This window comes from Brevundimonas sp. (genome assembly GCF_036405315.1).
In the GTDB taxonomy this organism is placed as follows: Bacteria; Pseudomonadota; Alphaproteobacteria; order Caulobacterales; family Caulobacteraceae; genus Brevundimonas.
In genome coordinates, this window is record NZ_DASWXW010000142.1 from 1 (window position 1) to 17,498 (window position 17,498).

The window sequence follows — 17,498 nt, forward strand, 5'->3', positions numbered from 1 at the left end:
GAAGAAGCTGGTCGACATGATGTCGAACTTCAGACCCTGCTTGCGGCACAGGCCCAGGGCGCGCGGCACGTTCGGCGTCTCCATGAAGCCGTAGGTGATGGTCAGCCGTTTGAAGTCGTCGCTGATCGGCTCCATCGTCACGCGCTGGCTGTCAGCGACGCGGGGTCGGTCGGCGGTGTGGACCGTCAGGATGACGTTCTTCTCGTGCAGCACCTTGTTGTGCTTGAGGTTGTGCATCAGGGCGACCGGCGCGACCTCGGGGTCCGAGGTCAGGAAGATGGCCGTGCCCGGCGCCCGGTGCGGCGGACGCGCCTTCAGCATCTCGATCAGGTCATGCAGGGGCAGGCTGTCCTTGCGGGTCTTCTCGGTCAGGATCTGGGTGCCGCGCACCCAGGTCCACATGATCAGCACCAGACCGCCGCCCAGCACCAGCGGCATCCAGGCGCCGTCCGGGATCTTGAGCAGGTTGGAGGTCAGGAAGACGCCGTCGATGATCCCGAACGGAACCAGAGTGCCCAGCACCGCCCACATCGGCCACTTCCACTTCTTGGTCACTACCGACCAGGCCATCAGGGTGTTGACCAGCATGGTGCCGGTCACGGCCACGCCATAGGCCGCCGTCAGATTATGCGACGACTGGAAGGTCAGCAGCAGGAACAGGACCCCGATCATCAGCAGGCTGTTGACCGCCGGGACATAGATCTGGCCCGCCAGGGTTTCCGACGTGTTGCGGATGTCGATGCGCGGCAGGAGGCCCAGCTGGACCGCCTGCTGCGTCACCGAGAAGGCCCCGGTGATGACCGCCTGGCTGGCGATGACCGTGGCCGCCGTGGCCAGGATCAGCATGGGCCAGTAGACCATCTGCGGCACCATGTTCCAGAACGGGTTGTCGGCTGCGCCGGGGTTGGCCAGCAGGAAGGCGCCCTGACCCAGATAGTTCAGCGTCAGGCAGGGCAGGACCACATAGAGCCAGCCCTGGCGGATCGGCGCCTTGCCGAAGTGACCCATGTCCGCATAGAGGGCCTCGGCCCCCGTCACGGCCAGGAAAACGCTGCCGAGGATGACGAAGCCGAGGAAGCCGTCCTTGAGCAGCAGCTGGACGCCGTAGGTCGGCGACAGGGCGCGCAGGATCGAGACGTCGTCGAAGATGTGCGTCAGGCCCAGCACGCCCAGGCTGAGGAACCAGACGGCGGTGATGGGACCGAAGAACCGGGCCAGGCCGGCGGTGCCGCGCGACTGAACCAGGAACAGGGCGATCAGAATGCCCGCCGAGATCGGCAGGATGAAGGGGTCCAGCTCGCCGTTCAGGCCGGGCGCGTCCTTCAGCCCCTCGACCGCCGACAAGACCGAGATGGCCGGAGTGATGACGCCGTCGCTGTAGAAGAGCGCCGCGCCGCAGACGCCGAGAATGAACAGCCAGGCGCTGCGCCGGCCGACCGCGTGCTGGGCCAGGGCCATCAGCGACAGGGTGCCGCCCTCGCCCTTGTTGTCGGCCCGCATCAGGAACATGACGTATTTGAACGTCACGACGACCATCAGGGCCCAGAAGGCCAGGGAGACCACGCCGATGATGGCCAACTCGCCGCCGACGCCCTTCTGGGCGTGGCCGATGGCCTCGCGCAGGGCGTAGATCGGACTGGTGCCGATGTCGCCGAAGACCACGCCGATCGCGCCCAGAATCAGGGCGCGATGCGTCGCCTTGCCGTGACCTCCGCCGTGATCATGCGGCGACGGATTCAGGGCGTTCGGCTTTTCGGAAGCGTTTGCGACGGACGCCTCGGCGTCGCCGCGGGGTGTGTCCCCGGCCATGCGTATCCTCCGGGTCGCGCGGAGAGCGCGCCCATCAAGAGCGGCGGGCCTTTAGCCGCTTTCCGTCAGCGGTTCAATCGGCCCTCGGATTCGTTCGTCGGGCGGCCGACAGAATGCGGCGGTCGGCCTTGGCCTGAACCAGGATTACGACATTGTCTTCAGAGGCGGAATCGGTCGGCAGGGCGAACAGGACGGACCGGCCGGTCCAGTCGCCGAGACGACGCACTTCGCGCACCACGTTGACGTGACGCACCTGCTGGCCGCGGTTGTCGCCCTGGCGCACCTCGACGGTCTGAAGACCGGGACGATAGATCACCGCCGTCACCTCGGCGCCGCCGCGCGGGGGCCGGCCCGAGCCGACGCCCACCCGGTCGCCGGTCTCGCGGAACTCGATCTCCGGCGGCCATAGCCGGGCGGCGGCCTCGGCGTTGATGGCGGCCTGAAGCTCGGGCGGGCGGGCGCCCGACAACTGCCGACGGCCGTCCACCACCACCTGGGGCGTCGAGACGTTCCGCAAGCGCATCGCCTGACGATAGGCCTGCTGACGGGCGGCGAACTCGGGCCTGGCGAAGGTGTCCGGCCAACCGAGATAATCCCAGTAGCCGACGCCATAGGTCAGGGCGATCACCCCCGGCTCGTTCGCCACCGCCTCCAGCATGCGGTTGGCGTCGGGACAGCCGGCGCAGCCCTGGGCGGTGAACAGCTCGACCACCACCGGCTGAACGGGCGCGTCGCGCTCACGCGGCTGAGCGGCCCCCGCGACCAACAGGCCTGCGCCCATGATCGCCGCAGCCATCCGTCCGATCTTGATCCAAGCTCGCGCTGTCATCTGGCGATCCTAGCCGCTCGATCCATCCCCGCTGCTCATAAAACCGTGAGCGACAGGAACCTTGGCCTGTCGCCCTGCGGCCCAGGCCGCGCCCAAGCAACCCGAAGGGCGTTAGCGCGCTGACAATATCCTCAGTCCATCAGCTGCTGGCTGAGATAGACGTAGTGCCGGGCCCAGCGGCGGGCGTTGGCGACTGGATCGGCGTCGTTGGAGTGACCGCCGGCCGTGTCCTCGTAATAGAGGTGGTCGTGGCCCTGATCGCCCAGGCGCGCCGCGAACTTGCGGGCGTGGCCGGGATGGACCCGGTCGTCGCGCGTATTGGTCGTGATGTAGACGCGCGGATATTTCGTCTCGGGGCGCAACTGCTGATAGGCCGAGTAGCGGGCGATGAACTCGGCGTCGCCCGGAATGCGCGGATCGCCGTATTCGCCGATCCACGAGGCCCCGGCGGGCAGGTCCTGATAGCGCAGCATGTCGATCAAGGGGCTTTCGATCACCGCCGCGTTGAACAGCTCCGGGTGCTGGGTGATCGACACGCTCGTCAGGACCCCGCCGTTGGAGCGGCCATAGATGCCCAGGTGACGCGGGCTGGTGATCTTGCGCTGCTCCAGATCGCGGGCCACGGCGGCGAAGTCGTCGAAGGCGCGCTGGCGGTTCTCGCGCAGGGCCGCCTGGTGCCAGCCGGGGCCGAACTCGCCGCCGCCGCGAATGTTGGCCTGGACGAAGACGCCGCCGTTCTCGAGCCAGAGCTTGCCCATCTCGGGCTTGTAGGCGGGCGGGAAGCTGGCCTGGAAGCCGCCGTAGCCGAACAGGATGGTCGGGCCGGTCCCGTCCATCGCCAGGTTTTTCGGCCGGGTGACGAAGTAGGGAATCTTGGTCCCGTCGGTCGAGATCGCCTCGAACTGTTCGACCACATGGGTCGAGGCGTCGAACTTGGCCGGCGCCGACTTCAGCTCGGTCAAGGCGCCGGTCGCGACGTCGGCCAGGCTGAGGGTCGGCGGCGTCAGGAAGCCCTGGGTCGAAACGAAGACCTGGCCCTTGGCCTTGGAGCTGTCGCCCAGGCCCACGGCGCTGTTGGCGGGAACGGTGATCGGCGTGGCCGCCCATCCACGACCGCGCTGTGGCGTGAAGCGCGTCAGGCTCCCCACCACATTGTCGGCGATGACGGCGACGATGCTGTCCGAGAAGACCGTCACGTTCTGCAGCGACTGGCGCGGTCCCGGTGCAAAAATGACGGGCGGCGGGCCGTGCGGATCAAGGACGAGTTCGTCGACCGACACCTCCAAAGCCATGAACGGCAGGGCCACGAGCGAACCCGCCGGGTAGTTCACCCCGCGCAGTGTCCAATCCTGGTCCGGCGAGAAAACGAGGCGTCCGCCCATGACGCCCTCGACCGCCACCCGTTCGGGCAGGTTCAGTTTGACCGGCTTGCCGTCAGCCAGCCGCCACGTCTCCGAGCGGAAGGTGTCCAGCGGACGGCTGAACAGCACGGCCTCGACGGCCCCGGCCTTGTCGCGGAAGACCATGGGCGAGACGCCGTAGCCGCCGTCCGACTGCTGGCCGCGATAGACCTCGGTCGCATGGGCCAGGGGATGGCCGCGCTTGAGGGATTTGACGATGAAGGGATAGCCCGACTCCGTCATCGTGCCGGCACCGAAGTCGGTGGCGATCAGCAGGGTGTCGCGATCCAGCCAGGTCAGGCGGTGCTTGCCCTCGGGGATGACGAAGCCGCCGTCGACGAAACGCTTGGTGGTCAGATCGAACTCGCGCACCGTCACGGCGTCCTTGCCGCCGTCCGACAGGTTGATCAGGCAACGAGTCTCGTCCGGCGCCAGGCAGTCGGCGCCCTTGAACACCCAGTCGCGGCCTTCCGCTTTCGCCAGGGCGTCGATGTCGAGCAGGGTCTCCCACTGGGGCTGGGCGGTGCGATAGGAGGCCAGGGTCGTGCGACGCCAGACGCCCTTGGGATTGGCCGCGTCCTGCCAGAAGTTGCCCAGGCCCTCGCCCAGGAAGCTGACGCCGGGGATGCGGTCGGTCGCCGTCAGGATGGCCTCGGCCTGCTGGCGGAAGGGCTCGTAGCGGCGGTCGCTGGTCAGGGCGGCCAAGGCCTTGTCGTTCGAGGCGGCGACAAAGGCCCGGGCCTCGGCCCCGTCCACCGCTTCCAACGCCAGATGATCGTCGGCGGCCTTGACCCCTTCCGGCGTCAGGTCGCGCGGGAAGTGCGGCGGCGGATTGGTCGCGGCGACGGCGGCCGGATCGACCGGCGCCAGGGCCAGGGCCGGACCGGCGGCGAGGATCAGCACCGGCAGGGCGGCGGACAGGAACAGGGACTTCATGATTTTCTCCGCTCATCCCCGCGGAAGCGGGGACCCAGGGCTTTGGCTGAACCAGCCGCCGTCAGAATCATCGCTCATGTCCCAGGTCTGAGCGCGCGGCTCAAACCTGGGTCCCCGCTTCCGCGGGGATGAGCGGGCAGGGGTTACTGCTGCGCCGGTTGGTCCATCAGGCGGCGCGTCAGATAGGTGTATTCCAACGCGATGCGGCGGGCCGTTTCGCGCAGGTTGGCGCCGGCCGCGTGGCCGCCGTCGGTGTTTTCATAGAAGAGGACCGGATAGCCCAGCTCCTCCAGACGGGCCGCCGCCTTGCGGGCGTGGCCGGGGTGGACGCGGTCGTCCTTGGTCGAGGTGTGGATGAAGACCTCGGGATAGGGCTGACCCGCCGCCAGCTTCTGATAGGGCGAGTATGCCTCGATCCAGGCGCGCTGTTCGGGGATGTCCGGGTTGCCGTATTCGCCGACCCACGAGGCGCCGGCCAGCAGCTTGTGGAAGCGCAGCATGTCGAACAGGGGCACCTGGATGACGGCCGCGTTGATCAGGTCCGGGCGCTGGGTCAGCATGGCGCCCATGAACAGGCCGCCCTGCGAGCCGCCCATGACGCCCAGGTGCGGCTGGCTGGTGATGTTGCGTGCGATCAGGTCCAGGGCCACGGCCTGGAAGTCCTCATGGGCGCGCTGGCGGTTTTCCTGCTGGGCCGCCTGGTGCCACTTGGGTCCGAACTCGCCGCCGCCGCGGGTGTTGGCGATGACATAGACGCCGCCGCGCTCCAGCCACAGCTTGCCGACCGTCGGCGAATAGCCGGGCAGCAGCGACGACTGGAAGCCGCCGTAGCCATACAGAAGCGTCGGGTTCGACCCGTCCATGGCCATGGCGTCCTTATGGACGACGAAATAAGGGATCATGGTGCCGTCGGCGCTGCGGGCCTCGAACTGGTCCACGCGCATGCCGGTCGCGTCGAACTTGGCCGGCAGGGACTTGGTCAGGGCGACCGTGCCGGTGGCCGCGTCGGCCAGATAGAGGCTGGACGGGTTCAGGTAGCCGGCGACGCTGACGAAGACCTTGTCGTCCTGCTCCGAGGCCGAGCCGACGCCGACGGTGACGTTCTGCGGCAGGTCCAGACGGGTGCGCGCCCACTCGCCGGTCGGGTTGGGACGATAGACATAGACCGAGCCGCGCACGTTTTCATAAAGGGCCACGACCAGGGTGTTGCGCGTGGCGCTGATGCCCTCGATCGCCTCGCGCTCGCCCGGACGGATCACCAGTTGGGCCGGGGTCTTCGGGTCGGCCAGCCAGGCCTGAAGGTTCCAGGCGATGACGTCGCCGGTCTTGAATTCCTGACCCGAGGGCGCGGTCCAGTCCTGATCCGTCGTCACCACCATCTGGCCGGCGACCAGGGCGTTGATGTTGGACTTGAGCGGCAGTTCCAGCTTCGTGGTCGTGCCGTCGGCGTTCAGACGCCAGGTCTCGCTCTCGTAGAAGTTGATCCCGCGGTTCAGCAGCACGGCCTGCACCACGCCGTCGGCGTCGCGCAGGGTGTAGCCCGAGACCGAGACGTCGGTCTTCTGGCCGGCGAAGACCTCGACCGCCTGATCGACGCTCTGGCCGCGCTTCAGCAGGCGCACGGTGCGCGGATAGCCCGAGTCCGTCAGCGAACTCTCGCCGAAATCGCGCGAGATCAGCAGGGTGTCCTTGTCGATCCAGGCGGCGCCGCCCTTGGATTCCGGCAGGTTGACGCCGCCTTCGACGAAGGTTTTCGTCACGCTGTCGAACTCGCGGATCGTCACCGCGTCCTTGCCGCCGTTCGACAGGGACAGCAGGCAATAGCGTTCCTCGGGCGGCAGGCAGGTCGCGCCCTTGTAGACCCAGTTGGCGCCCTCGGCGGCCGACAGGGCGTCGATGTCGAGAATGGTCTCCCACTGCGGCGCGTCGGTGCGATAGGAATCCAGCGTCGTGCGGCGCCAGATTCCGCGCACATGGGTCGCATCCTGCCAGAAGTTGTCGACGTGGCCGTCGTGGGTGAAGCCGGGCGAGGGAATGCGGTCGCGCGACTGGACGATGTCCAGCGCCTGCTGGTGCAGGGTCTCGTAGCGCGGGTCGCCCTGCAGAACGCCCAGCGAGGTCTGGTTGTGGGCCTTGACCCAGTCCATGGCGCGCTCGCCCTCGACCTCTTCCAGCCAGATGTAGGGGTCGGTCGCGTCGCTGGTCGCAAAGCCCGGCGTGGACGAAGCAGCGGCGGGGGCGGCGGCGGGCATGTCGGACGAATGGGCCATGGCGACGGGAGCGGCTCCGGCGGCGAGAAGAAGGGCGGCGGCGGACGCCAGGGTGCGGATCATGGTTTTCAGTCCCCAACAGAATTTCGACGGCACCTTGGCGAGACGCGAAGACGGCGGCAAGCGGCGGAAATCTTACAAGCCTGTCATCTTTCGTCGCAGCGCCCTCAATCGCCCTCGTCCGGGATGCACAGGATCTGGCCGCAGGCCTTGCAGTGGACGGCGTCGGGGTCGTGCTTCTGCAGGCCGCAGACGGGGCAGGGGAATTTCACCTTGTGCGGCCGGATCAGGGTCTGGGCCAGGCGGATGAACAGGGTGATGCCCACCAACATGACGACGATGGAGATGACCCGCCCCCAGTTGCCTGGCAAGGTGATGTCGCCGAACCCCGTCGTCGTCAGGGTGGCGACGGTGAAATAGAGGGCGTCCAGATAGCCGTTGATGTGTTCGGCTCGCCCCCGGAAGTAGGCGTAGACGAAGCCGGTCACGACGAAGACGAAGGTGATCAGCGCCGCCAGAGCCCGGGTGATCTCCTCGACCCGCGTATCGTCGAAGCGCCGGCCGATGGTGCGCCAGAACAGATCGCTGTTCAGCAGGCTCCACAGCCGCAGCAGACGCAGGAAGCCGAGGTTGGCCAGCCAGACGGGGAAGAGCAGGGTCGCCAGCACGAACAGGTCGATCCAGACGATCGGCCGCTTCAGCCAGTCCTTGACGTCGGAATAGGCGTAGGCCCGCGCCGCCAGGTCCAGCCCCAGGATGGCGGCGATGACATAGTCGGCGACATAGAAGACCCAACCCGCCTCCTTCAGGATCGGCGTGGCCAGGAAGAAGCCGATGATGATCAGGTCGATGGCGATGACCATCAGCCGGAACTTGACCGCCGCCGGCTGCGTCCCGTGATAGAGATAGCGCAGCCGCGCCTTCAGCCGCAGGCCCTGATGATGGCCGGTGTCGCTATGGTCAGACGTCATCGCCGCCAGCGATACATGAACCGTCGAAAAATCCTATATGAAGACGACCATGACCCAGCCCGCCCGCCCCTACATCCGCATGAACGGCGCCGGAAACGCCTTCATCGTCGTTCAGGCCTTCGAAGAGGGCTTCCATCCGAGCGAGGAACAGGTGCGCGCCCTGGCCGCCCCGGCGGCGGGCCTGGGCGGCTTCGATCAGTTGATCGGGGTCGAGCCGTCCGAGAGCGCCGACGCCTTCATGCGGGTGTGGAACGCCGACGGCTCGATGGTCGAGACCTGCGGCAACGCCCTGCGCTGCGTCGGTTGGCTGCTGCTGGAAGCCACCGACAAGGAAGAGGTGGTCATCGACACCCTGGCCGGGCCGACGACGGCGCGCAGAGCCGGAGACCATCAGGTGACGGTGGACATGGGCGCGCCGCGTCTGAACTGGGATCAGGTGCCCCTGGCCGAGGAAATGGACACGCGCGGCATCGAGCTGCAGGTCGGGCCGATCGACGCCCCGGTGCTGCACACGCCGGGCGCGGTCTCGATGGGCAATCCCCATGTGGTCTTCTTCACCGACCAGCAGGACGACGCCTTCGTGCGCGGCTCGGGGTCGCTGGTCGAGCATCACCCCCTCTTCCCCGAGGCGGTCAACGTCGGCTTCGCCAATATCATCGACCGCGACCATATCCGGCTGCGGGTGTGGGAGCGCGGGGCGGGCCTGACCCTGGCCTGCGGCACCGGCGCCTGCGCCGCCCTGGTGGCCACGGCCCGTCGCGGCCTGACCGATCGCAAGGCGACCGTGGTCGTCGACGGCGGCGAACTGGTCATCGAGTGGGACGAGGCGTCCGGCCACGTCTTCATGACCGGCCCGGTCGAGATCGAGCGCACGGGGTTCTTGCCACAGGCCTGAGCAATCTGCCCCGATCGGCCGGCTGACGTAGCGTCAGCGGTTGTCCCCATCGGTCCCACGATCTAGGAACAGGATGCGCCTGCCCTTCCCGAGATCGAAATGCCCGAATTGACCGATAAACAGACCTTCTCCGATGACGACGCCCTGGAGTTCCACAGCGCGCCGACGCCGGGCAAGATCTCCATGGCCCCCACCAAGCCGATGGCGACCCAGCGCGATCTGTCGCTGGCCTATTCGCCGGGCGTGGCCGTGCCGGTCCTGGCCATCGCCGAGGACGTGGACAAGGCCTACGACTATACGGCCAAGGGCAACCTGGTGGCCGTCATCTCCAACGGCACCGCCATCCTCGGCCTGGGCAACCTCGGGCACATGGCCTCCAAGCCGGTGATGGAGGGCAAGTCGGTCCTGTTCAAACGCTTCGCCGACGTCGACAGCTTCGACGTCGAGGTGAAGACCACCGACCCGGACGAGTTCGTCACCGTGGTCAAGAACATCGGCGACACCTGGGGCGGCATCAATCTGGAGGACATCAAGTCCCCGGAATGCTTCGAGATCGAAGCCCAGCTTCAGGACCTGCTGGACATCCCCGTCTTCCATGACGACCAGCACGGCACGGCCATCATCTCGACCGCCGGCCTGATCAATGCGGCCCATATCGTCGGCAAGAAGCTGGAAGACCTGAAGGTCGTCCTGTCGGGCGCCGGGGCCGCGGGCCTGTCGTCCATCGCTCTGATGAAGGCCGCCGGGGTCAAGGCCGAGAACACCGTCATCTGCGACCGCCAGGGCGTGATCTACAAGGGCCGCGACAACGTTTCGCAATGGCAGGCGGCGCACGCCACCGACACCCCGTTGCGCACCCTGGCCGAAGCCATGGTCGGCGCCGACGTCGTGCTCGGCCTCAGCGCCAAGGGCGCGATCTCCAAGGAGATGGTCGCCTCCATGGCGCCCAATCCGATCATCTTCGCCATGGCCAACCCGGACCCCGAGATCACCCCCGAAGACGTCAAGTCGGTGCGCTCGGACGCCATCATCGCCACCGGCCGCTCCGACTATGTGAACCAGGTCAACAACGTCCTGGCCTTCCCCTATCTGTTCCGGGGCGCCCTGGACGTGCGCGCGCGCCAGATCAATCACGAGATGAAGATCGCCTGCGCCCACGCCCTGGCGGCCCTGGCCCGCGAGGACGTGCCGGACGAGGTCGCCGCCGCCTATCGCGGCCGCAAGCTCAAGTTCGGCCCGGAATACATCATCCCGACCCCGTTCGACCCGCGTCTGATCTGGTACATCCCGCCCTTCATCGCCCAGACGGCGATGGAGACGGGCGTCGCGCGCAAGCCGATCGCCGACATGGACGCCTATCGCATCTCGCTGAAGCAGCGGGTCGATCCGTCCGCCGCCCTGATGCAGAAGATCTCCTCGGCCGTGCGCTCGGGACCGAAGCAGCGCGTGGTCTTCGCCGAAGGCGAGGAGCAGTCCGTCATCCGCGCCGCCTGGGCCTTCAAGCAGGCCGAGCTGGGCACGCCCATCCTGGTCGGCCGCGAGGATCTGATCCGTCAGAACGCCGCCGAGGCCGGCCTGAACTTCGACGAGCTGGGCATCGAGATCGTCAACGCCCGCACCTCGGGCCACAATGTCGAGTACACCGACTGGCTGTATGAACGCCTGAACCGTCGCGGCTATCTGCGTCGCGACGTGCAGCGCATGATCAATCAGGACCGCAACTACTTCGGCGCCACCATGATCGCGCGCGGTCAGGCCGACTGCATGGTCACCGGCGTGACCCGCAACTTCAACATGGCCCTGAAGGAGGTCCGCCGCGTCCTCGACGTCACGGACCGCATGATCGGCCTGTCGATCCTGCTGGCCAAGGGCCGCACCCTGTTCGTAGCCGACACCTCGATCCACGAACTGCCCAACGCCGCCGAACTGGCCGAGATCGCCATCAAGGCCGCGGCCACGGTCAAGAAGCTGGGCCGCAAGCCGCGCGTCGCCTTCCTGTCCTACTCGACCTTCGGCGATCCCCCCGGCGATCGCGGCGAGAAGGTCCGCGAGGCCATCCGCATCCTGGACAGCATGGACGTCGACTTCGAGTACGAAGGCGAAATGCCGCCCGAGCTGGCCCTGAACCCCGAGGCGCGGGCCAACTATCCCTTCATGCGCCTGACCGGCGACGCCAACGTCCTGGTCATGCCGGCCATCCATTCGGCGGCCATCTCGACCCGCCTGGTGCAGTCGCTGGGCGGCGCGACCGTGATCGGCCCCCTGCTGGTCGGTCTGGAAAAGTCGGTGCAGATCGTGCCCCTGGGCGCCTCGGTCAACGAGATCATCACCGCCGCCACCTTCGCCGCCTACGCCGAGGGCGCCTCGGTCGAGGACTGACGGTTCACGTCCGCAAATACGTCGAGAGGCGGCCTTCGGGCCGCCTCTTTGCGTTTCAGCCCTGGGCTTTCAGGTGCAGACGGCGACGCTCGGCCGTCAGCCGCACCCACTCCGCCGCGCAGAAGATGACGGCGATGACGCCCAGCCAGGCGGCGACCACGAACATGGCGGCATAGCCCTGACGCTCGATCAGTTCGCCGAGCGCCCCGCGTCCCAGCGTCCCGATCAGCAGGGCCAGGGAGGTGAAGACCGCGAACTGAACCGCCCCGAACATCTTGTTCGACAGGGCCGACAGATAGGCGACGAAGGCCGCGCCCGCGAAGCCGCCGGCGATGTTCTCGCCCGCGATGGCCAGCATCAGTCGCGCCAGCGGCTCGCCCGCGCCCAGCAGGCCGAACAGCTTGTAGAGACCCGTCGCGGTCATGAAGGGGTGGATCACCGGCGCGCCCATGGCGAGATCCATCATCAGCAGATTGGTGGCCGCCGACAGCACAGCCCCCAGCAGAAGGCTGGCCATCCGTCCGACGACCAGCAGGGCCCACCCGCCCAAACCAATGCCGAGGATGGTCATGACCACCCCGAAGGTCTTGGAGGCTAGGGCGATCTCGGTCTTGGTATGGCCCAGGGCGCCGCCCGTATCACCCATGTAGAAGGGGAAGGCGAACGGCCCCCAGACCCCGTCGGTGATGCGATAGGTCAGGATCAGGCCCAGGACGATGACGGCGCCCCAGCCCAGACGCCCCATCAGCTCGACCAGGGGCGCCAGGATGGCGTCATAGAGGGTGTTCAACAGCGGCGGCGCATCGCGCTCCACCTGAGCCAGCCCGGTCTTGCCGCCGCGCCAGACGATCAACCCGGCCAGAGCTGCGGGCAGGATGACGGCGCCGCCGACGATCCACGGACCCCAGGTCGCGGTGAATTCGCCCGCGCTCGGCGCCGGGGTGACGCTGAGCGCCGTGACCATGAAGCGGATCAGCATGAAGGCGGCCCAGCCCCAGGCGATCAGAGTGACCGCCAGCGCCGTCATGCGCAGACGCGGCGAGCCGATGCGTTCGCGGGCGATGGCCTGCTTCGGCGCCGGTTTCGGCTCCGGCGCGATCAGGGTCCCGAGCAAGCCTAGCCCCATGAGGCCCGCGCCGATGACGAAGGTCGAGGACCAGCCGAGATGATCCGCCAGCACCAGAGCCCCCGCGCCGCCGACCAGCGCCGCCGTGCGGAAGCCCAGCTGATAGACGGTGGACAGCAGATCGACCGGCACGCGTTCGTCGGCGACCTCGATCCGCCAGGTGTCGATGACGATGTCCTGGGTCGCCGAAGCGAAGGCGCCCAGCGCCGCCGCCCCGGCCAGCAGGGCGATGGCGCCGGTGCCGGGATGCGACAGGGCGATGGTCAGCAACGCCCCGACCAGGACGACCTGGCACAGGATCAGCCACGACCGGCGCCGCCCCATCTTGCCGATGATCGGCGGCGTCAGGCCGACCGAGGGCGACCAGAGGAACTTGAACGCCCCGAACAGACCGACCCAGGACAGGACGCCGATGGTCGCGACCGAGACGCCCGCGTCCGACAGCCAGGCGTTCAGCGTGCCGAACAGCATGGCGAAGGGCAGGCCGGCGGAGAAGCCCAGCAGCAGCATGGCCAGGGTGCGCCGCTCGCGGAAGGCCGCCTTCAGCACGCCCAGGCCTTTCGGCGACGGCTGCAGGGCCGCGACCTCGGAAGCGGGCGTCTTCGTGTCGATCATGCAGGTCTCCGGCGGGCGCCGCCGGAAACGGGCGGTCGTGGCTACTAGGCCCCGACCTTGGCGCGGTTGCCGGCATTCGTCCAGCGCGCGAGGGCGGCGCGCAGGGCGTCGGCCTCCAGCGGCTTGGTCAGATGATCGTTCATCCCGGCCTCCAGACAGGCGATGCGGTCCTCTGCGAAGGCGTTGGCCGTCAGGGCGACGATGGGCGTGTGTTCGCCCCGCGCTCGCAAGGCGCGCGCGGCGCCCGGCCCGTCCAGACGCGGCATCCGCATGTCCATGAAGATCAGATCGAAGCGGGCGTCCTTCAGCGTCTGCAGGGCCTCATGCCCGTCGGCGGCGGTCTGGACCACGCAGCCCTCACGGCGCAGCAGGGTGCGGGCCAGCAGGGCGCCGACCGGATTGTCCTCGACCAGCAGCACCCGCAGGCCCTTGAAAGCGACCGGAACGACGCGGTCGTCATCCTGACCGCGCCCGACCGTTGCGCTCAGCCCCTTCCTGCGGCCTGCGGCGGCCAGCACCCTTTCGGCCAGCGAGGCCCGGCGCAGCGGCTTGATCAGATAGCCGTGAAAGCCCGCCGCGCGATAACGGTCGATCAGATCCCGCTCGCTGGGCTTCAACAGGACGATGGCCTCGCCCTGGGCCGGCTTGACCGCCAGCACGCCGTCCTCGGCCATGGCGTGATCGATCAGGGTCACGCCCGCCTGACGTGCGACGCGGCCGCCCGAGGCCTCGATCTGGGCCGTCGCCGCCTGGCGCACGAAGGGATCGGGGGTCCGCACCGCCACGGCCACGCCGTCCAAGGGACGGGCGCGCGGCGCGGCGTCGGCGACGGGGAAGGGGGCTTCGAAGCGGAAGCGGGCGCCCGGGCCATCAGGCCTATCGCTCACGGCGACCGTGCCGCCCATGGCCTGGGCCAGGCGGCGCACCACCGCCAGCCCCAGACCGGCGCCGTCGAAGCGGGCGGCGTCCGAGGCGTCGGCGTGGCCGAACTCATCGAAGATGCGGCCGCGCGCCTCTTCAGGGACGCCCGGGCCGGTGTCGTCGACGACGAAGGCCAGGCGCGGACGCGCGGCGGTTCCGCCGGCGCGCTCGACCGTCAGGCGAACCCCGCCCCGGTCGGTGAATTTCACGGCGTTGCCCGCCAGGTTGAACAGGACCTGGCGCAGCCGCCCCTCGTCGGCGATGACGTCGGGCGCGTCGGCCGCGACGGACCAGACGATCTCCAGTCCCTTGTCGTGGGCCTTGGGGCTGAGCAGTTCGGCCACGCCGCGCGCCAGGCCTTCCAGATCGACCGGAGCGGCGTCGAACTCCAAAGCGCCGGCTTCCAGCCGGGCGAAGTCCAAGAGGTCGTTGACCAGGCCCAGCAGGTGTTCGGCCGACTTCTGCGCCGCCTCGGCATAAGCGCGCTGGGCCCCATCCAGCTTGGTCCGCGACAACAGGCCCAGCATGCCGATCACCCCGTTCAGGGGCGTGCGCATCTCATGGCTCATCAGCCGCAGGAATTGCTGTTCCGGCGCCGCGGAAGGCGCGACGGGCGTGATCTCGGTCGGTGCTTGCGTTCTGCGTGCCTGTCCCATGAGCGGGACCCTAGCGCCCAAGGGTTAAGCGTGGCCGAACGACGATTTCAGCCTTTCAGAAGGCGGGCGTTTCGCTGCGATGCGCGGTCTGGCGGTCGAAATCGCCCTGGGCCCCGACCGTGGTGCGGCGATACATCAGGGCCTCGGCCACGTGGCGGCGCAGCACCCCGGTCGCGCCGTCGAGGTCGGCGATGGTGCGCGCCAGCCGCAGGGTCCGGGTCCAGCCGCGCGCGGTCAGCCCCCCCGCCTCGCCCGCCCGCATCAAGAGGGCGCGGCCCGCGTCGTCGGGCGCGGCGAAGCGGTCCAGGGTCTCGCCCGAGGCGCGGGCGTTGATCGCCTGTTCGCGCGCCTTCACCGGGTCGAAGCCCGCCGCGCGCACCCGCTCCTCCTGCTGGGCGCGGGCGGTCGCCACCCGGGCGGCGGCCTCGGCCGTGCCCTCGGCGGGGGCGGGCAGGGCCATGTCCGCGGCGGTGACGGGCGGGGTTTCCACCGTCAGGTCGATGCGGTCGAACATCGGGCCGGAGATGCGGTTCTGATAGTCCTTCTGGCAGCGCGGGGCCTTGCCGCAGGCGCCGCGTCCGGCCCCGCCCAGACCGCAGCGGCAGGGGTTCATCGCCGCCACCAGCTGGAAGCGCGCGGGATAGCGGACATGGGCGTTGGCGCGCGCCACCACGATCTCGCCCGTCTCCAGCGGCTGTCGCAGGCTGTCGAGCGCCTGGGCCGAATATTCCGGCAGTTCGTCGAGGAAGAGCACGCCGTTATGGGCCAGCGACGCCTCGCCCGGCTTGGCCCGCAGACCCCCGCCGGTCAGGGCGGCCATGGAGGCCGAATGGTGCGGCGCGCGGAAGGGCCGGTCGCGGGTCAGGGCGCCGCGGTCGATCAGGCCCGCCACCGACCAGACCATGGAGGTCTCCAGCAGTTCCTGCGGCGTCAGCGGCGGCAGCAGGCCGGGCAGACGCTGGGCCATCATCGACTTGCCGGAACCGGGCGGGCCGACGAAGAGCAGGTTGTGGCCGCCCGCCGCGGCGATCTCCAGCGCCCGCTTGGCGCTCTCCTGACCCTTGACCTCGCGCAGGTCGGGCGCGGCGCCGCCCGCCGTCACGGGACCGGGCTCGGGCGCGCGCAGGATCTGCGTGCCGCGGAAATGATTGATCAGGCCGATCAGGGAGCGGGGCGCCAGGATGGCGGTCTCGCCGGCCCAGGCGGCTTCGGGTCCGTTGGCCTCAGGACAGATGAGGCCCAGGCCCATGGCGCCCGCCGCCATCGCCGCAGGCAGGGTTCCGCCCACCGCCGCGATCTGACCGTCCAGCCCTAGCTCCCCGACCGCCGCCCAGCCGTCGAGGGCGTCGGGCGCGACCACCCCCATGGAGGCCAGCAGGGCCAGGGCGATGGGCAGGTCGAAATGGCTGCCCTCCTTGGGCAGGTCGGCGGGCGCCAGATTGGCGATGACCTTCTTGGGCGGCAGGGCCAGACCGATGCCGGCGAAGGCCCCGCGCACCCGTTCGCGGCTCTCGGCCACCGCCTTGTCCGGCAGACCGACAATGGCGAAGGCCCCGGCGGGCGTCGCCACCTGCTGCACCTCGACATCGACCCGGCGAGCCTCGACCCCGTCGAAAGCGACCGTCACCACCCGCGCGACCATGACTTCTCTCCCGCACCGCGAGAAGAACAAATCACGAACTCAGGGCAACTGCAAGAGCGTCGTTATGCGATACGCCTTATGCGGCCTCGGCCTTCTTCTTCTCGATCACGTCCCACATCAGGGCCGTCGCATCGACGCCCGAGAACTTCAGCAGTTGCTGGGCGCCGGTGGGCGAGGTGACGTTGATCTCGGTCAGGTAGTCGCCGATCACGTCGATGCCGACGAAGATCAGGCCGCGCTCCTTCAGATAGGGGCCGATCACGGCGCAGATTTCCAGATCGCGCGGCGTCAGTTCGACCGGCGCCGCCGTGCCGCCGACGCGCAGGTTGGAGCGCACCTGATCCTTGGCCGGGATGCGGTTGATGGCGCCGACCGCCTCGCCGTCGATCAGGATGATGCGCTTGTCGCCCTTGGACACGGCGGGGATGAATTTCTGGATCACCAAAGGGTCGCGCGATCCGGCGGCGTGGATCTCGATCAGGGCTTCCAGATTGGGGTCGTCGGCCTTCAGCCGCACCACGCCCGAGCCGGCGGCGCCGTGCAGGGGCTTGAGCACCACATCGCCGTGACGGCGGTGGAAGTCGACCAGGGCGACCGGGTCGGAGGACACCAGGGTCGGCGGCTGCAGGCCGGGGAAGAGGGTGGCGATCAGTTTCTCGGGCGCCGAGCGGACCTCGGCCGGATTGTTGACCACCAGGGTCTTCGGATGCACGCGCTCCAGCAGATAGGTGGCGGTGACATAGGCCATGTCGAAAGGCGGGTCCTGACGCATCAGGATGACGTCCACGTCCTCGGCCAGATCAAGGACCACCTCGGGGCCGAAGTCGGCGTGATCGCCCTGGACCGTGTTCACCGTCACCGGGCGGGCGCGGCAGAACAGGCGGCCCTCGTCCAGCGCCAGGGTGCGGAAGTCGTAGATCCACAGCTTGTGGCCGCGCGCCTGACCCGACAGGGCCATCAGGAAGGTGGTGTCGGACTCGACGTTCACCGCCTCGAGCGGATCCATCTGGATGGCGACTTTCAGCATGGGTAGTCCTTGGTAAGGGGCG

Annotated in this window: 11 protein-coding genes; 2 read left to right on the forward strand and 9 right to left on the reverse strand. The window is 68.6% G+C overall.

Annotated features, from left to right (window positions below; genetic code table 11):
• The 5 genes from VGE49_RS08515 to VGE49_RS08535 all read right to left on the reverse strand — a co-directional run.
• Positions 1 to 1,809, reverse strand: a 1,809-nt coding sequence (locus VGE49_RS08515) for a potassium transporter Kup (protein ID WP_331034128.1), incomplete at its 3' end; no start/stop codon positions are given.
• A 73-nt stretch (positions 1,810 to 1,882) separates the two neighbouring features.
• Entirely contained in the window at positions 1,883 to 2,638 is a 756-nt protein-coding gene (locus tag VGE49_RS08520) for a DUF1223 domain-containing protein (protein WP_331034129.1), read from the reverse strand.
• A 131-nt stretch (positions 2,639 to 2,769) separates the two neighbouring features.
• Entirely contained in the window at positions 2,770 to 4,974 is a 2,205-nt protein-coding gene (locus tag VGE49_RS08525; RefSeq protein WP_331034130.1) for a prolyl oligopeptidase family serine peptidase, read from the reverse strand.
• A gap of 143 nt (positions 4,975 to 5,117) precedes the next feature.
• On the reverse strand, positions 5,118 to 7,307 hold the full coding sequence (locus VGE49_RS08530) for a prolyl oligopeptidase family serine peptidase (protein WP_331034131.1): 2,190 nt from the start codon (positions 7,305 to 7,307) through the stop codon (positions 5,118 to 5,120).
• Between the two features lie 104 nt (positions 7,308 to 7,411).
• Entirely contained in the window at positions 7,412 to 8,215 is an 804-nt protein-coding gene (locus tag VGE49_RS08535; protein WP_331034132.1) for a potassium channel family protein, read from the reverse strand.
• 49 nt (positions 8,216 to 8,264) lie between these two features.
• Between VGE49_RS08535 and dapF the strand changes: the two genes are divergently transcribed.
• The gene (gene dapF, locus VGE49_RS08540; RefSeq protein WP_331034133.1) at positions 8,265 to 9,110 is read left to right on the forward strand and encodes a diaminopimelate epimerase; all 846 of its coding nucleotides are present in this window, start codon (positions 8,265 to 8,267) and stop codon (positions 9,108 to 9,110) included.
• Positions 9,111 to 9,209: 99 nt separating this feature from the next.
• The gene (locus VGE49_RS08545) at positions 9,210 to 11,489 is read left to right on the forward strand and encodes an NADP-dependent malic enzyme (RefSeq protein WP_331034134.1); all 2,280 of its coding nucleotides are present in this window, start codon (positions 9,210 to 9,212) and stop codon (positions 11,487 to 11,489) included.
• A 55-nt stretch (positions 11,490 to 11,544) separates the two neighbouring features.
• Here the strand turns inward: VGE49_RS08545 and VGE49_RS08550 are convergent, their stop codons facing one another.
• The 4 genes from VGE49_RS08550 to gshB all read right to left on the reverse strand — a co-directional run bounded on the left by VGE49_RS08550 (position 11,545) and on the right by gshB (position 17,476).
• On the reverse strand, positions 11,545 to 13,230 hold the full coding sequence (locus tag VGE49_RS08550; protein ID WP_331034135.1) for an AmpG family muropeptide MFS transporter: 1,686 nt from the start codon (positions 13,228 to 13,230) through the stop codon (positions 11,545 to 11,547).
• Between the two features lie 44 nt (positions 13,231 to 13,274).
• Complete coding sequence (locus tag VGE49_RS08555; RefSeq protein WP_331034136.1) at positions 13,275 to 14,807, reverse strand: response regulator; 1,533 nt, start codon at positions 14,805 to 14,807, stop codon at positions 13,275 to 13,277.
• 55 nt (positions 14,808 to 14,862) lie between these two features.
• Positions 14,863 to 16,449 carry a YifB family Mg chelatase-like AAA ATPase gene (locus VGE49_RS08560; protein ID WP_331034137.1) on the reverse strand — a complete coding sequence of 529 codons (1,587 nt, stop codon included), beginning with the start codon at positions 16,447 to 16,449 and terminating at the stop codon, positions 14,863 to 14,865.
• A 76-nt stretch (positions 16,450 to 16,525) separates the two neighbouring features.
• Positions 16,526 to 17,476 carry a glutathione synthase gene (gene gshB, locus VGE49_RS08565; RefSeq protein ID WP_331034138.1) on the reverse strand — a complete coding sequence of 317 codons (951 nt, stop codon included), beginning with the start codon at positions 17,474 to 17,476 and terminating at the stop codon, positions 16,526 to 16,528.
• Positions 17,477 to 17,498 lie beyond the last annotated feature (22 nt).